At 68.3% G+C, this 13,099-nt stretch carries 14 protein-coding genes and 1 pseudogene; 2 read left to right on the plus strand and 13 right to left on the minus strand.

Annotation, left to right across the window (positions count from 1 at the left end; translation table 11 throughout):
- Positions 1-13: 13 nt before the first annotated feature.
- The 4 genes from ACZ7EG_RS16795 to ACZ7EG_RS16810 all read right to left on the minus strand — a co-directional run bounded on the left by ACZ7EG_RS16795 (position 14) and on the right by ACZ7EG_RS16810 (position 2,995).
- Positions 14-1,198, minus strand: a complete 1,185-nt coding sequence (locus ACZ7EG_RS16795) for an RNA polymerase sigma factor (protein ID WP_471078445.1) — start codon at positions 1,196-1,198, stop codon at positions 14-16.
- Positions 1,191-1,613, minus strand: coding sequence for a YciI family protein (locus ACZ7EG_RS16800; protein WP_053670840.1), 423 nt, complete (start codon positions 1,611-1,613; stop codon positions 1,191-1,193). The genes ACZ7EG_RS16795 and ACZ7EG_RS16800 overlap by 8 nt, the downstream gene beginning before the upstream one ends.
- Before the next feature lie 249 nt (positions 1,614-1,862).
- Complete coding sequence (locus ACZ7EG_RS16805; RefSeq protein WP_471078448.1) at positions 1,863-2,492, minus strand: DinB family protein; 630 nt, start codon at positions 2,490-2,492, stop codon at positions 1,863-1,865.
- A gap of 110 nt (positions 2,493-2,602) precedes the next feature.
- Entirely contained in the window at positions 2,603-2,995 is a 393-nt protein-coding gene (locus tag ACZ7EG_RS16810; RefSeq protein WP_471078451.1) for a hypothetical protein, read from the minus strand.
- A 27-nt stretch (positions 2,996-3,022) separates the two neighbouring features.
- Here ACZ7EG_RS16810 and ACZ7EG_RS16815 point away from each other — a divergent pair, with 27 nt between their 5' ends.
- Complete coding sequence (locus ACZ7EG_RS16815) at positions 3,023-3,391, plus strand: SH3 domain-containing protein (protein WP_471078454.1); 369 nt, start codon at positions 3,023-3,025, stop codon at positions 3,389-3,391.
- A gap of 195 nt (positions 3,392-3,586) precedes the next feature.
- On the opposite strand, the gene ACZ7EG_RS16820 is transcribed toward ACZ7EG_RS16815, so the two are convergent.
- Positions 3,587-3,787, minus strand: coding sequence for a hypothetical protein (locus tag ACZ7EG_RS16820; protein ID WP_471078457.1), 201 nt, complete (start codon positions 3,785-3,787; stop codon positions 3,587-3,589).
- Between the two features lie 1,741 nt (positions 3,788-5,528).
- Between ACZ7EG_RS16820 and cdgB the strand changes: the two genes are divergently transcribed.
- Positions 5,529-7,064 (plus strand): diguanylate cyclase CdgB, encoded by a 1,536-nt coding sequence (gene cdgB, locus ACZ7EG_RS16825; protein WP_471078833.1) that lies wholly within the window; start codon positions 5,529-5,531, stop codon positions 7,062-7,064.
- Between the two features lie 138 nt (positions 7,065-7,202).
- Here the strand turns inward: cdgB and ACZ7EG_RS16830 are convergent, their stop codons facing one another.
- The 8 genes and pseudogenes from ACZ7EG_RS16830 to ACZ7EG_RS16865 all read right to left on the minus strand — a co-directional run bounded on the left by ACZ7EG_RS16830 (position 7,203) and on the right by ACZ7EG_RS16865 (position 13,080).
- On the minus strand, positions 7,203-7,667 hold the full coding sequence (locus ACZ7EG_RS16830; protein ID WP_471078460.1) for a hypothetical protein: 465 nt from the start codon (positions 7,665-7,667) through the stop codon (positions 7,203-7,205).
- Positions 7,668-7,746: 79 nt separating this feature from the next.
- Positions 7,747-7,995, minus strand: a pseudogene (locus tag ACZ7EG_RS16835) (DUF4265 domain-containing protein); the annotation flags it as partial.
- Between the two features lie 222 nt (positions 7,996-8,217).
- A complete protein-coding gene (locus ACZ7EG_RS16840; RefSeq protein ID WP_471078463.1) occupies positions 8,218-9,288 on the minus strand; it encodes a transposase in 1,071 nt (356 codons plus the stop codon).
- A gap of 142 nt (positions 9,289-9,430) precedes the next feature.
- Positions 9,431-9,874: a hypothetical protein gene (locus ACZ7EG_RS16845; protein ID WP_471078466.1), complete on the minus strand. Its 444-nt coding sequence runs from the start codon at positions 9,872-9,874 to the stop codon at positions 9,431-9,433.
- Between the two features lie 331 nt (positions 9,875-10,205).
- Positions 10,206-10,532 (minus strand): GYD domain-containing protein, encoded by a 327-nt coding sequence (locus tag ACZ7EG_RS16850; protein ID WP_471078836.1) that lies wholly within the window; start codon positions 10,530-10,532, stop codon positions 10,206-10,208.
- A 173-nt stretch (positions 10,533-10,705) separates the two neighbouring features.
- Positions 10,706-11,335: a hypothetical protein gene (locus ACZ7EG_RS16855; protein ID WP_471078469.1), complete on the minus strand. Its 630-nt coding sequence runs from the start codon at positions 11,333-11,335 to the stop codon at positions 10,706-10,708.
- Positions 11,336-11,552: 217 nt separating this feature from the next.
- Positions 11,553-11,966, minus strand: a complete 414-nt coding sequence (locus tag ACZ7EG_RS16860; RefSeq protein WP_471078472.1) for an SCO4402 family protein — start codon at positions 11,964-11,966, stop codon at positions 11,553-11,555.
- A gap of 358 nt (positions 11,967-12,324) precedes the next feature.
- On the minus strand, positions 12,325-13,080 hold the full coding sequence (locus tag ACZ7EG_RS16865; protein ID WP_471078474.1) for a GntR family transcriptional regulator: 756 nt from the start codon (positions 13,078-13,080) through the stop codon (positions 12,325-12,327).
- Between the last annotated feature and the right edge of the window lie 19 nt (positions 13,081-13,099).

The raw sequence follows: 13,099 nt of genomic DNA on the forward strand, positions 1-13,099 counted from the left end.
GGGACGCGGCCCGTCAGGGGCGCCGGCCTGCGTTGAGGCGGGCCGCCTGGCGGGTCAGGTAGTCGCGTTCGGCGAGGTTGGGGGCCTTGCGGGCCGCGTCGGCGTACAGCCGGGCCGCGGTTTCCGGGTCGCCGTCGCGTTCGTGGAGATAGGCCGCCACCGCGGTGTAGCGGGGCAGCGAGTCGTCCAGCGCCGCGAGCGCCGCGAGACCGGCGCGCGGTCCGTCGGCCTCGCCCACGGCCACCGCCCGGTTGAGCCGGACGACCGGGTTGTCGGTGAGGCGCACGAGCTCGTCGTACCACTCCACGATCTGCACCCAGTCGGTCTCCTCGGCGGTGGGTGCGTCGGCGTGCAGTGCCGCGATGGCGGCCTGTGCCTGGAACTCGCCCAGCCGGTCGCGGGCGAGTGCCGCCTGGAGGATCTGGACGCCCTCGGCGATCAGGCGCGTGTCCCACCGACCGCGGTCCTGCTCGGCGAGCGGCACCAGACCGCCGTCGGGCGCGGTACGCCCGGCGCGCCGGGCATGGTGGAGCAACATGAGCGCGAGCAGCCCCGACACCTCGGGGTGGTCGATCACTCCCGCGAGCTGCCGGGTGAGCCGGATGGCCTCGGCGGCCAGGTCGAGGTCGCCGGAGTAACCCTCGTTGAAGACGAGGTAGAGGACGCGCAGCACGGTCGCGACGTCGCCGGGCTGGTCGAACCGCACGTCGGAGACGGTGCGCTTGGCGCGGCTGATGCGCTGCGCCATGGTCGCCTCCGGCACCAGGTAGGCCTGGGCGATCTGGCGGGTGGTGAGCCCGCCGACGGCGCGCAGGGTGAGCGCGACCGCGGACGATGGTGTCAGCGACGGGTGGGCGCACAGGAAGTACAGCTGGAGCGTGTCGTCCACGTCGGACGTGGGGCCGGGCGCCGGTTCCTCGTCGACGAGGTCCTCACGCCTGCGGCGGGCGCTGTCCGCCCGCGCCTGGTCGAGGAACTTGCGCCAGGCCACGGTGACCAGCCAGCCCTTCGGATCCCGAATGGGGTCTCCCCGGCTCGAGCGAAGCCCAGAGCTTGGGGAAGGGTCGGCCGGCCAGACGCGCAACGCCTCGATCAGCGCGTCCTGCACGGCGTCCTCGGCCGCCGCGAAGTCGGCTCCGCGGCGGACGAGAATCGTGAGGACGGTGGGAGTGAGGCTGCGGAGCAGTGCCTCATCCATGGACGGAGCACTCCGGAATGGTGGGCGGAGCGGTCAGGAAAGGGCGCACCTCCAGCCACTCGTGGATCGGCTTGCCTCCCGCCCCGGGGGCGGCGGACAGCTCCCCGGCCAGCTCGACGGCACGGTCGTAGCCGTCGACGTCGATGATCATCCAGCCGGCGATGAGGTCCTTGGTCTCGGCGAACGGCCCGTCGGTGACCGGCGGGCGCCCCTCACCGTCGTACCGGACCCACGCGCCCTCCGGGGCGAGCGCCTGGCCGTCGACGAACTCGCCGGTCTTCTCCAGCCGCGCCGCGAAGTCGTTCATGTACTGGATGTGGGCCGAGATCTCCTCCGGCGTCCACTGGTCCATCGGCACGTCGTTGACCGGTGACGGGGCGCCTCGGTAGTGCTTGAGCAGCAGGTACTTCGCCATGGTGGTTCTCCTCGGTGCCAGTGCGGCCCATCTTGGCCGCTTTCACCCCGGGGACGGAGCCGGACGCGGGTTCTCGACATCGCCGCCGAAGTTTTTCGGCAGCATCCGGCGAGAGGTCCGGCCGGAGATGCTCACTCTCGCCGCCGAGGTTCTTTCGGCAGCGTCTGGCGAGAGGTCCGGCCGGAGATGCTCACTGTCGCCGCCGAGGTTCTTTCGGCAGCGTCTGGCGAGAGGTCCGGCCGGAGATGCTCACTGTCCGACGCGGCCGTCGATCCGTTCGCGCAGGAGGTCGGCGTGGCCGCAGTGCCGGGCGTACTCCGCGATCTGCGCGACCAGGATGTCGCGGAGCTGGACCCGGCCGCCGGGTTCGGGACCGAAGTCGGAGTGTCCGGTGTTGCCGGTGCCGAGGTCGGTGACACCGGCCAGATAGCGGTCGGTGCGCTCGACCTCGGTACGCCACTGCCGCCAGGCGGCCTCCACGACCGCCGGGTCGGCGATCGCCCCGTTGAAGTCGCCGTCCCGGTCCTCCGGCGTGCGGTACAGCTTCGGCACGTCCTCGCCGGCCATCACCCGGCGGACGTGCCGCTCCTCCTCGGTCAGGTGCCGCACCAGTCCGAGCAGGGACATCGTGGACGGCGGGACGGATCTCCGGGCCATCTGCTCGGCGTCCAGGCCCGCGCACTTCATCTCCAGGGTAAGGCGGTAGGCGCGCAGGCAGTCGAGGAGGACGCCGCGTTCGCCGACGGGCTGGGCGTCGGTCTCGCGGGGGTCGTCGTCGGGGTCGACCCACATGTCGGGGTAGACGGTCGCCCGTGTCCACCGAGTCGTATCCGCTGCCGCGGGCGTCATTGCTTCGCCGGTGTGCTCACCTGAGACCATGCGGGCATGGTGGCCGCAGTGGGGCGGGCCCGCCACCGAATATCGAGGCGTCCGCCGACCTGCCCGCTCCGACAAGGGCCTGGTCGTCGTCCCCGAGGTCCGCATCACCTTCACCCGGGCTCTGGAACGTCAGCCGCTCTGTTCGGACAGGCGACGCTGATGCCGCCCGGGCCGCGGAGGCAGCAGAGCAGGAAGACGTTGTCGTACTGCTCGATCTCGCCGACGACTTCGCCACCGCGGTCGCGCAGGCGGGCGATGGTGCGGTCGGGGCGGTCGGTGCGATCGGTGCGATCGGTGCGATCGGGTGTGGGCGATGCGATCGATCCGATCGATCCGATTGATGCGGTCGATGCGGTCGATGCGGTCGATGTCGAACATGACGCGGCGCAGGCCCAGTGCGTTGGGCGGGCGATCTCCGGTTCGGTGCCGACAACGGCCTCCGGCCCATCGGCCGGGTGACCAGAAAAGATCTTGCTGCTCCTGAGGGGGTGGGTTTTGATCATGACTTGATCAAGTGAAAGGTGAAAAACATGCGTCTGCCCTTGAAAGCCACGGTCGTTGCCATATCCGCTCTCAGCGCGATGGGTGCCGTAGCCGGCCCCGTCAACGCTGCCCCCGGGACGGCGGCCACCAAGGTGGCTCCTGCTGCAGCGGCCAGCTGCCACATCAACAACGTCTCCGGAACGACCCTCAACCTGCGCGGCGGAGCCGGAACCCGGTACTCGGTCGTGGGAACGCTCGCCAAGGGTGCACGGCTTCCCTGCGGAAGCCTCGGGGAAGGCTCCGTGACCGGGCAGAGGTACACGGCTTGCGGCGGCACGGCCAACGACTGGAAGACCGTCAGGCTGAACGGCCGTGACGCTTGGGTCGCAGCGGAGTGCGTGGCGCTGAGCGCCTGACTCTCCTTGGACCGGCTGCGGCTGCGGTACGGCATCTGAGCGCCCCCGGCAATCCGACGACGTGCCACACCAGGACGCCCAAGCAGCCATCACGGCCCACCACGGCGACAAGGCCCCTCCAGCGGAGAAAAACCGCAGGCAGGGGCCTTGCTCGACTCTGCTGGTACCTCTCCGCGTGCCCCCTTTCCCCCTCCGCTACGTCCGGTCCAGCGCCGCGAAGACCGCCAGGCACAGGGTGAGACTCGCGGCGAAGGCGATGCAGCAGCGGGACAGGGCCGTAGGCACCGCGGCTCCCTCCCAGCGGGCGAGGGCGAAGGCGATCGCCGCGGCGACGACGGAGAAGAGGAAGGCCACCGCCAGCGCGAGGAGCAGGAACGCCGGGAAGGTGTGGTTCATGAGGACACCGCCTGGGTCGTGTCGTGTCGATGAGGAATTACGACGATCCCCGGGCGGAACCGCAGGTGGGACGGTTGGATGTTTTCTCCGGTGACAACAGGGGGTTGTCCGGCGAACAAACCACGGGGGAGAACGAGTGGCCGGCGAGAGGAAGCGGGCGGGGCGGCCGTGGGGACCGGCCCGGGGCTCGTGCGTCGAGATCAACCAGCTGGTGGCGGTGGTGCGGTCCTGGCTCGACGAATCGGCGGTGTCGGTAAAGGAGTTGCACGCACGGCTCACTCCCGAGCACTTCGTCGCCGGGGCCGTGCCCGAGTTACGCCGGTTGCGTGACCGGCTGGCCGGCGAGTCGCTGGAGTGGGATCTCGTCGAGGCCGTGGCCGACGTGTGTTTCCCCCACGAACCGGCCGACCTCGCCCGGCGACGCCTCGGGGAGGCGAGGACGCTGTGGGACAGGGCGGGCACCAACCCCACGGCGATCGCGGAGGCGCAGGAGCTGGTGCCCGCCCGGGAGTTACTGGAGGCCAAGGACCGCACCATAGAGGTCCTCCAGGAGATGCAGCGCGCCCGGCAGGCCTACGAGGCCGGCGAACACGGGCGGCAGCAGGCCCTGTCCATCGCCACGTTGCTGTTCGTCATGCTCGGACAGGCCCAGGCGAAGGTCGCCGAACTGCGGCGACGGCTCGACGCGCTGGAGTCGGTGACGGTCGAACTCCCCGACGGCCAAGGGGTGATGGAGCTCCTCTCCCGGGCACAACGGCAGGAGACGGACCTGCGCGAACAGCTGGTTCGCGCCGAACGGGAGCGGGCCCTCGCCCAGCAGGTCGCCGACCACGCGGCACGCCGAATCCAGCAACTGGAGGCCGAGCTGGCCGAGTTGCGGCTCCGTATGGGGGAGGACGACCCCTCCCGGGCCCAGGAGGCGGCGCCGCCGCTGTCCCGGCCCGAACTGCACGCGCCCAGTCCCGACGACGCCGCGCTCGACGACGTGGACCGTGCGCTGGACAAGGCGCGCGCCGTTCTCGACGAGGAGCACGAGGCCGTTCAGCAGGCCGCCGACGAGGTGGGTTACTGGTCGTCCTCGATCGCCTCGATTCCCTCGGCCGCTCCGGGAGAAGCCGGCGTCTCGCCCGGGCAGACCGAGCAGAACCCCGGGGGACAACCCGCCGGGTTGTCCGGAACAACCCCGAACAACCCGCCGACCAGCCAGGAGACATCCCTCCCCGCACTCGAATCCCCACGGTCACCGGCCGCCGACCCCCAGGGCGACATCTCCGAGGCGGCCCACCGGATCACCCGGGGCAGGGACCCGGAGGACATCGTGAAGCGGCTGTGCCGGGCTGTCGTCCCCACCGTCGCCGACGCGGTCATGGTCTATCTGCGGGACCCGATCCCGACGGGCGACGAAGAACACATGGGCCCGCTGGTGCTGCGGTTGCAGCAGGTGCACCCGCTCCACGCCGGCGGGGGTGCCGCGCGGTGCGAGGTACGCCCCGGCAGCGCGCTCTTCGACGTACTGAACGGGGCGCTGCCCGTCGGTGGCGACTCGCCGGTCGGCGGGGCCGCGCTGCCGGAACTGCTCGGTGCGGGACATGAGACACCCGGCGGAGGCCACACCGTCCTCGTACCCCTGCACGGTCGCCGACGGATCATCGGCACGGCGGTCCTCCTGCGCCACCCCGCCGAACCGGCCTTCCAGGACGCCGATCTGTCGGTCGCCGCCGAGTTCGCCACCCGCAGCGCGCTGGCCATCGACAAGAGTCACAATCTGCAGGCCGCGGTCCAGAATCTCCATCTCGCCCGCAGTCTCGCGGACACCCTGCAGATCGTCGCCGACGGAATCGTGACCGGTCTCGGCTACGAGCTGGCGTGCGTCAACCTCGTCCGCCCGGACGGCGATCTCGTGGCGGCCTCCTTCGCGGGCAACGCCGACGCCGAGGCCCTCATCACCGGCCGCGTCGGCTCACGCGAGTCGTGGGAGCGTCGCCTCGGCATGGGCGAGCACTGGGGCGACCTGGTGTTCATACCGCACACCGAGGGCTGGGTCCTCGACGACGACGACGTCCCTCAGTGGTACACCGACGGCCCCGCCCCCCGCTTCGAGGACGAGTGGCACCCCTCCGACCGCCTCTTCGCGCCGATGTACGCCCGCAGCGCTTCCGGCGCCTCCCAGGGTGAGCTGATCGGTGTGATCTCTGTGGACCGTCCCCTCACCCGCCGCCGTCCCAGGCCGGACGAGCGCCGCGATCTGGAGGAGTACGCCTTCCAGGCCGCCATCGCCATCAGCAACGCGCGGCTGCGTGCGAACATGCAACGCGCCCTGGTCAGACTGGAAAGGGAGCAGCAGACGCTGCGGGCCAGCGAGGAATCCTTCCGGCAGGCCTTCGAGTACGCGCCGTCCGGCATGGCCATCGCCGAGATGGGCGGCGACCAGCACGGCCGCATCCTCCGGACGAACGACGCGCTGTGCCGCATGCTCGGCCGCCCGTCCTCCGCCATGCGCCGCTACTCATTCTCGGACCTCGTCCACCCCGAGGACCTGGAGGTCCTGCTCCGCACCAGCGCCGAGGGCGGACGGGCGGAACTGCGCCTCGGGCGCCGCAACGGGACGTACCTGTGGGTCTCCCTGCGCAACAGTGTCCTCGCGGACGCCGCCGACGGCCCCCGTTTCCTGCTCACGCACGTCGAGGACATCGAAGACCGCAAGCGACGCGAGTTCGATCTCGCCCACCGCGCCTCGCACGACGCCCTGACCGGCCTGCCGAACTCCGCGGAGCTGCACGCCCGCATCGACGCCCGGCTCTGCGCCCGTCCGGAGCAAGCGTCCGACGACGTGGAGGGGGCCGACGACCTCTACCTCGGCCACGCCGACCAGCCCGCGATCCCCCACACCCACGTATGGGCCCCCGTGGGCGACGACCACACCCATGGCCTGGCCGTGTTGTTCTTCGCCCTCCGCGACTTCAAGGCGATCAACACCCGTTTCGGGCACGACGCGGGGGACGGCGTCCTCGTCGAGGTCGCCCGACGGCTCGGTCAGGCCGTACGCGACGGCGACACGGTCGCCCGGTACGGCGGTGACGAGTTCGTCGTCCTGGCCGACGACTTGGGCCCCGCCGACGCGCATACCGCCGCGGTCTGGATGCAGTCCCGGATCCACCTGCCGATCCCCCTGGGCGACCAGACGGTGCGCATGCACGCAGGTGTCGGCATCGCATGGGCCCAGTGCGGGACTGCTCCTGGCGACATCCTGCGAGCGGCACGGGGGTTCGCGTCGTGAGGGTGCTGGCCGGCCGGGGCACCGGTGGTGAGCGGCATGGTTGAACTGGTCACTGCACACAGATGCCCCCAAGGGCGGTGCCTGCGGCAGTTGCTCCCACGGCTGGGTCTCTCACAACGTGAAACAGCGGCAGTCGCCTCAGAGGTGCTGCTTGGCTGCCCTGACCAGTCGGCTGATGTCGTCACGGGTCCGTACCCTGACCTCGTCGAGTTCTGCTCTGCTGTCTGTCCTGGACAGCGCCGTGACCTCTGCGAGCACGTCCTCCGCGGCCTGGCTCAGCGTCTCGTCCTCGGTGAGCATCTGTACCCGAAACAGTGCCTCTTGGGCGTTGGAGCGTAGATCGTAGGCGCGGATCCGCACCGTGTCGGGGTCTTCCGGTGGCGGCTGTTCGTGTTCGCAGAACCAGAGGTGAACGAGGCAGCGGCGGTAGTTGACCAACGCGCCGGCGTAGGCGGAGCAGGCGTCGAGCCGTTCTTGTCGCAGCTTCTCCCTACGGGCGAACCGGTGGCCCCTGTCGGCGGTGCGCTGCTGGAACGCCAGCGTGATCCCCGAACCGAGCAGCGTTCCCAGTACGGCTATGCCGCTGGCGATGATGGTCTCCACACCCGCAGCCGATCACGCAGTGCCGTCCTGCGTGGGGCGTTGCCCAACATCGGTGCCGCCGAAGGCGGGTGCGTCGAGTGAGGCGGACGGTGCAGTTCTCGGAACGCCGTACCACCTCGCCGGCCCATCGCACGCCCTCCTCGTCAGGCTCGGTAGCTATGACGTCCCCGCACGCGATGCCTCGAACGAACCACGGGATGTTGTCGAGCCGCGCGGTGCCGTCGCCCTGATCGACGGCCCACAAGCTCTCCACCGATGCCGGGGGCCGGTCTTTCTCGATCTCAAGCCGAAAGTGCACTTTCACGTACGGGCCTTCGGGGTTCGTCATGGTGCCAGGATGCACAGTCCTGCCGCGCTTGACGCGCTGATTGGCGTGCTGCGGGCTGACCTTCTGATCCGTAGGTCTAACAAACGGCTGACGCAGTGAGGGGGATCAGCCCTGATGGCCGTGTCCGGGGCCGCAGCGACGTCACCCAGATGATCCCGCTGCTCGATGCGATCCCGTGCTGCCTGATCACCCAGCGAGAACTCGGCTCGTTGTCCTAGCCGTTTAGGGAACCCGGAACCTTGCACACGCCGGCCCGCGCCGTGTGAGCGAGCCACACTCGTCCTGGGCTCCGTCGCCCGCATTGAGGGCCATGATGCTGATGCCCGCGGCCTGTGGTGGAAGGGACATCGGCATGCTGACCCGCTGCTCGACCACGCCCTTGTCGTTGGGTCTGAGCTCACTTGAGTAGGCGTCGACCGACTCAACAACAGGTTCCGACAAGTCGGCCCTGACAGCATTCACAAACACCTCAATGCTGGCCCCCGTCTCGACGCCGTCAGCATGAACATCGAAACTCAATTTCAGATTGGACCGAGGGCCGTCGACTTTGATGTTGGTGATGGACGGCCGCCCGTTTCCCCCGGCAGCCTTGGCCGCGCCGATAACCGCCACGCTCAGAGCCACCATATAGAGGATCACCCCGAGGATGAGCACAACGGTCTCCCACAGGTTGCCCCGCCGTGTGGGGTGGACGAGCAGAGCCACAATGCTGCAGACGATGGCGAGGATGGCGGAGAGCGAGGCCACATAGATGGGCCACGAGTCGTTGTTGAGCGCAACGAACACGACGTCGCTGCTGAGACCAAGCAGGGTCATGACGCCGGCAACGGCGACGAGGGCGCCAGCCAGGATCTTGGCAACGTCGTCCAGGCGCTTTCCGATCCTGGCCTGGATCTCTTCGTGCGTCGGGGCAGGTTCTTGTTCGCCGCCCCACTTCGGTACCCCGCTCATTGCGCTCCTCGTGACCGCAGGGGCCGGGCGGTCAGCCGGTCGTCCGGCTGGCGACCGGCCCTGGTGGAAGACGCTAGGTTCGCGCGAGAACCTCAGCGACCCGGGGTTAGGCCGAACGGAGGAACGATTAGTACAACGGTTAACACAATGAGCTGCACCGAAGCCCAGCTCCTGCGGCAGGTACTCCCACCAGATCCCCGTGCGCAACACGTACAGGATCCCGCACAGCACCTCCCGGTCCGGCAACGGCTTGCGGCCCGGATGCCGAAAGCGCCGCTCGCGCTGCGGAAGCAGCGGCTCCAAGCGGTCCCACAGCTCATCCGACACGATCCACGGTGACATCCCCACACCGGAAGGAACGCTCAACTCCGGCCCCGGGTCCGGCCATCAGGAGTGATCCACCTCACCGTGTCAGCCGTTGTAAGAGATGATCTCAATTGGCGTCGTGCGGCAGTCGTGGCCGCTCGGCTGGGGCTTAGGCTGATCACAAGGCGGTGACAGGGTTGGAATTCCAGTGATTGACCAACGCAGGGTAGAAGCCAGGGTTCTCCCTCACCGCGTGAACAAGAGCTGGACAGTCTCGACGCATTACGACAGCGAACTCCCGCCATCCTTCGTACCCCAGGACAGCAGGGGTGACTGCGGTCGTCATCAAGCCGTAGTCGATCGAGTCGGCCAGAATATTGACCAAGGCAAGCACGCGAGCCCGCTGCTCCGGCTCCTGCGGAATAGGCACTCCGCCGTAGAAGTACTTGTACAGCGACGGGTGTTCGGCAATGAAGCCGTCGACGTAATGCAGGCGCTCAAGCCCGTTGTAGGTAGCTGTCGCGCCCGCGAGCCCATTGTTGAGCTTTGTCTGACGTGCAAGCTCTCGTGTTTGCCAAGCAGCAATGAGCAGTGACGACACAACGCCGACCGCTGCAATCACTTCGAATATGCGAGCCACTGAGTCCCCCGGGTCTCGAAAGTACCGGGGCACTACCCAGAGCCAGTGATCCAGTAACGAACCACCCATCGTTGAAAATGCCCCCGATCCGCGCCGTATGCGCAGGTCGGGGGCATGATCATGGAATCTACTTCTTCTTGCCCTGGGTGTTGTCGGGGATCTTGGTGAGCTGGGTTTTTGCTGGTCAGGGGCGGTGGGATCGTGCGTCTGGTGGTCGTCGTTGGTCGTCATCGGCCACTGTCGAGCGGCCTCGGACGGCCCAGGGACGGCCCGAAAGCTGGGACTTACTCGTCGCTGCCGGCCACCTGGACCGCTACGCACCGGGGGGCCGGTACTGGACTTGCCCGGCTTTGCGCAGGGCATCCATGGTTTCGTCGATGCTCAGGAGAACGGTCGTCTCAAACGAGCTCAGTGCGCCGCCTCCGCTGATCGCCAGGGCGACCGCGGCCATGGAGACATTGTCGGGGGCCTCCCACAAGTTGTAGCCGTCGCGGGTGCCGAACGCGTACCAGAAGCCGTGTAGCTTGCCGCCGACGGACTCGATGTACGACTGAGCGGCCTTTGCACGATCCTCGGGGTGGCCGATGAGTCTCGCCCAGGTCTCCGGCGTGTAGCTGAACCTTGATAGATAGAGGGGCATCATGTCTCCCTTTCGTCCCAGCAAGGGATGCCCCCGCAGGGTGAGATACGCCCCGAGGCCGCGCGCATCTCCCCCGAATGGCCGGGATGATGACCGGCATGGCCACTGCCGTGAGCGACTCCGCCCGCATCGGAACTACAGCATCGAAGCCCTCAGCTTGGGAAGCTTGGGTTCTACAGGCCCGATAGTCCCGCTGACCTGCTGTCGATCTGTGTCGTGTCCTGGGTGCGTCTCTGGTGGGTGACGGCTGTTCCCCGTGGTTCCCCGCAGTATCTGGCACGGGTCTGGCACGGGCCGCGTTCAGGTGGGTTAGTCAGTCGCGCCCGCGCCCTTGGCACGCCGATACCGGATCCGAGATCGGTGGAGGCGGTCAACGAGTGGGCCGCGGCCCTGAGAGCGTTCTCCCAGCCCGGGAGTGCGTCCGCGCCCATCCATTCGCTGTAGTCCGCTGCGATGGAGAGGAACTGGGTCTCCTCCGGGGTGCGGGCTGCGACCGTCATCGACAGCCGGTCGACCACGTCCTTGGGGCTCAGCTCGGCATTCGCCAGACCGACCGCGAGGCTCACGAGGAGCCAGCGGCCGGCTGTCTCCTCGTCGGGAAGAGGTACGCCGAGTTCGTGCAGAGCTTGGACGTACAGTTCACGGATCTCGGTCTCGTCGCTCCTGCGTGGCAGGCCGGCCAGTTCGCGCAGGGCGGGGGAATCACGCCCATCGACGAGTGCATGAGCAGCAAGCATCGGGAGCTCCTCGGGTGGGAGTATCTCCGCCACATACCGCCAAGCACTCTGCTGCAACCGGTCCATGCACTCATCGTGAGAGCAACGAGCCTTCTTGGCCACCTGATTGCCGTTTTGACCTCGGCTTCCTTACGGAGCGACCTCTTCGTCCTGAAGCAACTCGCGCAGGTCGCCGACCTTGGGCCAGTGCTCCCCTGACCTGCTGCGACGGTCCGTGAGTGTCCGGACTCGTCCGCCGCTGTCTGTCCGCGTTGTTACGCAGATAGACACTCACTGCTGCGACTCACGTTGAGGTGCTCGGACTGGTGTTGTGCAGCGCAGCGAGTTCCTTCAAATCGTTTGCGACCATGACCTGAGCGAGACGACCCGCGACCGCTACGACCGTTGGCCAAGAGGGTGCCCTTAGACACTCTGCGTCGGTGTCGTGGGGTGCCTCGGCCGCCGCGGCGTTGAGAGCGATGCCCAGCTCACGCATGAGAGCGACCTCTTCCTCACTTCTCAGGCTGACTCCGAGGGATCGCTCGGGCTCGTCGGCGTCGCAGAAGTCATCGAAGAGCGTGTGAAAGACGTGGTCCAGGTTCTCGAACACCGACGGGTCAAGCCAAACGTCCTGCTGCCATGGCGGATTGGCCAGAGCTAGGACAACGGGTACGACGTGGACTCGGTGGTTCGCTATGAGACGGGCGTCTTCGCACACGGGGCCGAGCCTAGCGACGAGACCCTGAGAACGCGTCGACACTTTCGTGGAGCCCATTGGTAGGAAACACCCCATCTTGCCGTACCGCCACCCCTGGGCGGAAACGCGTAAGGGGCGGAGGCCGTGACCTGGGGGTTCGCGGTCAAGGGCTGAGACTCGACTGTCACCGTCGGTCGGCATTGGTCGGCCTCGGGCACCCTCGCACGGCCCAGGGACGGCCCAGGGATGATCACTCGATGGCAGCGTTGTACGGGGTTGGGCCACCGTCACGTGAACGGCAGGGCTGACCGCCCTCACCGCTTGCATGACGTGGACGCACCGAAGCACCGGGCCAGCCCGCCCACGCGAAAGCTAGTGCCTACCGGTTGATCGGGATCTCGTAGACGATCTCGCAGTGAGCGGCGGGCACGACGATGTCCGCTGTCTCGACGGGCCGCCCGTCGTCGCTGTAGTACGTCCGCCGGATGTGCGTGACGAGTGCGGCCTTCTGGATGCCCAGAAGAGAGGCCTCCTCGGCGGTCGCCTGGCGCGGCTCGGGCTGTTCCACGGCGTGGCTCACGGTGACACCGATCGCGGCCATGCGGTTCACGACACCGGCCCCGGCGTGCGGGCCTCCCTCGGGAAGGACGACGAGCGTGCCTGCTGTGAGGTCGTACGGCTCCCAACTCGTCGAGAGCTGCACCGGCCTGCCGTCGGCCAGGAACTCGTATGACGTCCTGACGCACAGGTCGCCCTGGGCGATACCCAGCCGCGTAGCGATGTCGGCCGGGGCCGGCACCTTGGCGTCGGTCCTGCTCTCCCAGTCGCCTTGCTTGCCCAGGGCCTTCATGTCCGCACGGAAGGGCGACTTCTCGGGCTGCTCGCGTGCAGACGACCGGACGACCCGCACCCGCTGCCGGGGCTCGGCGACGTAGGTCCCCGATCCGGCGCGGCCTTCCAGCACGCCCTGGGAGATCAGCAGCTCCTGCGCCCGGCGAACCACGTTCTCGCCCACGCCGCACTCCTGGCCGATCTGGGCGCGGGAGGGCAGCCGATCTCCCGGCTCCCAGACATGCTCCGCGATCCGCCGCCGGAGTTCGTCGGCGATGCGGAGGTAGGGCGGCTGCTCAGGCATATGGAAAATCTAGTCCACT

This window comes from Streptomyces sp. NPDC037100, assembly GCF_055606225.1.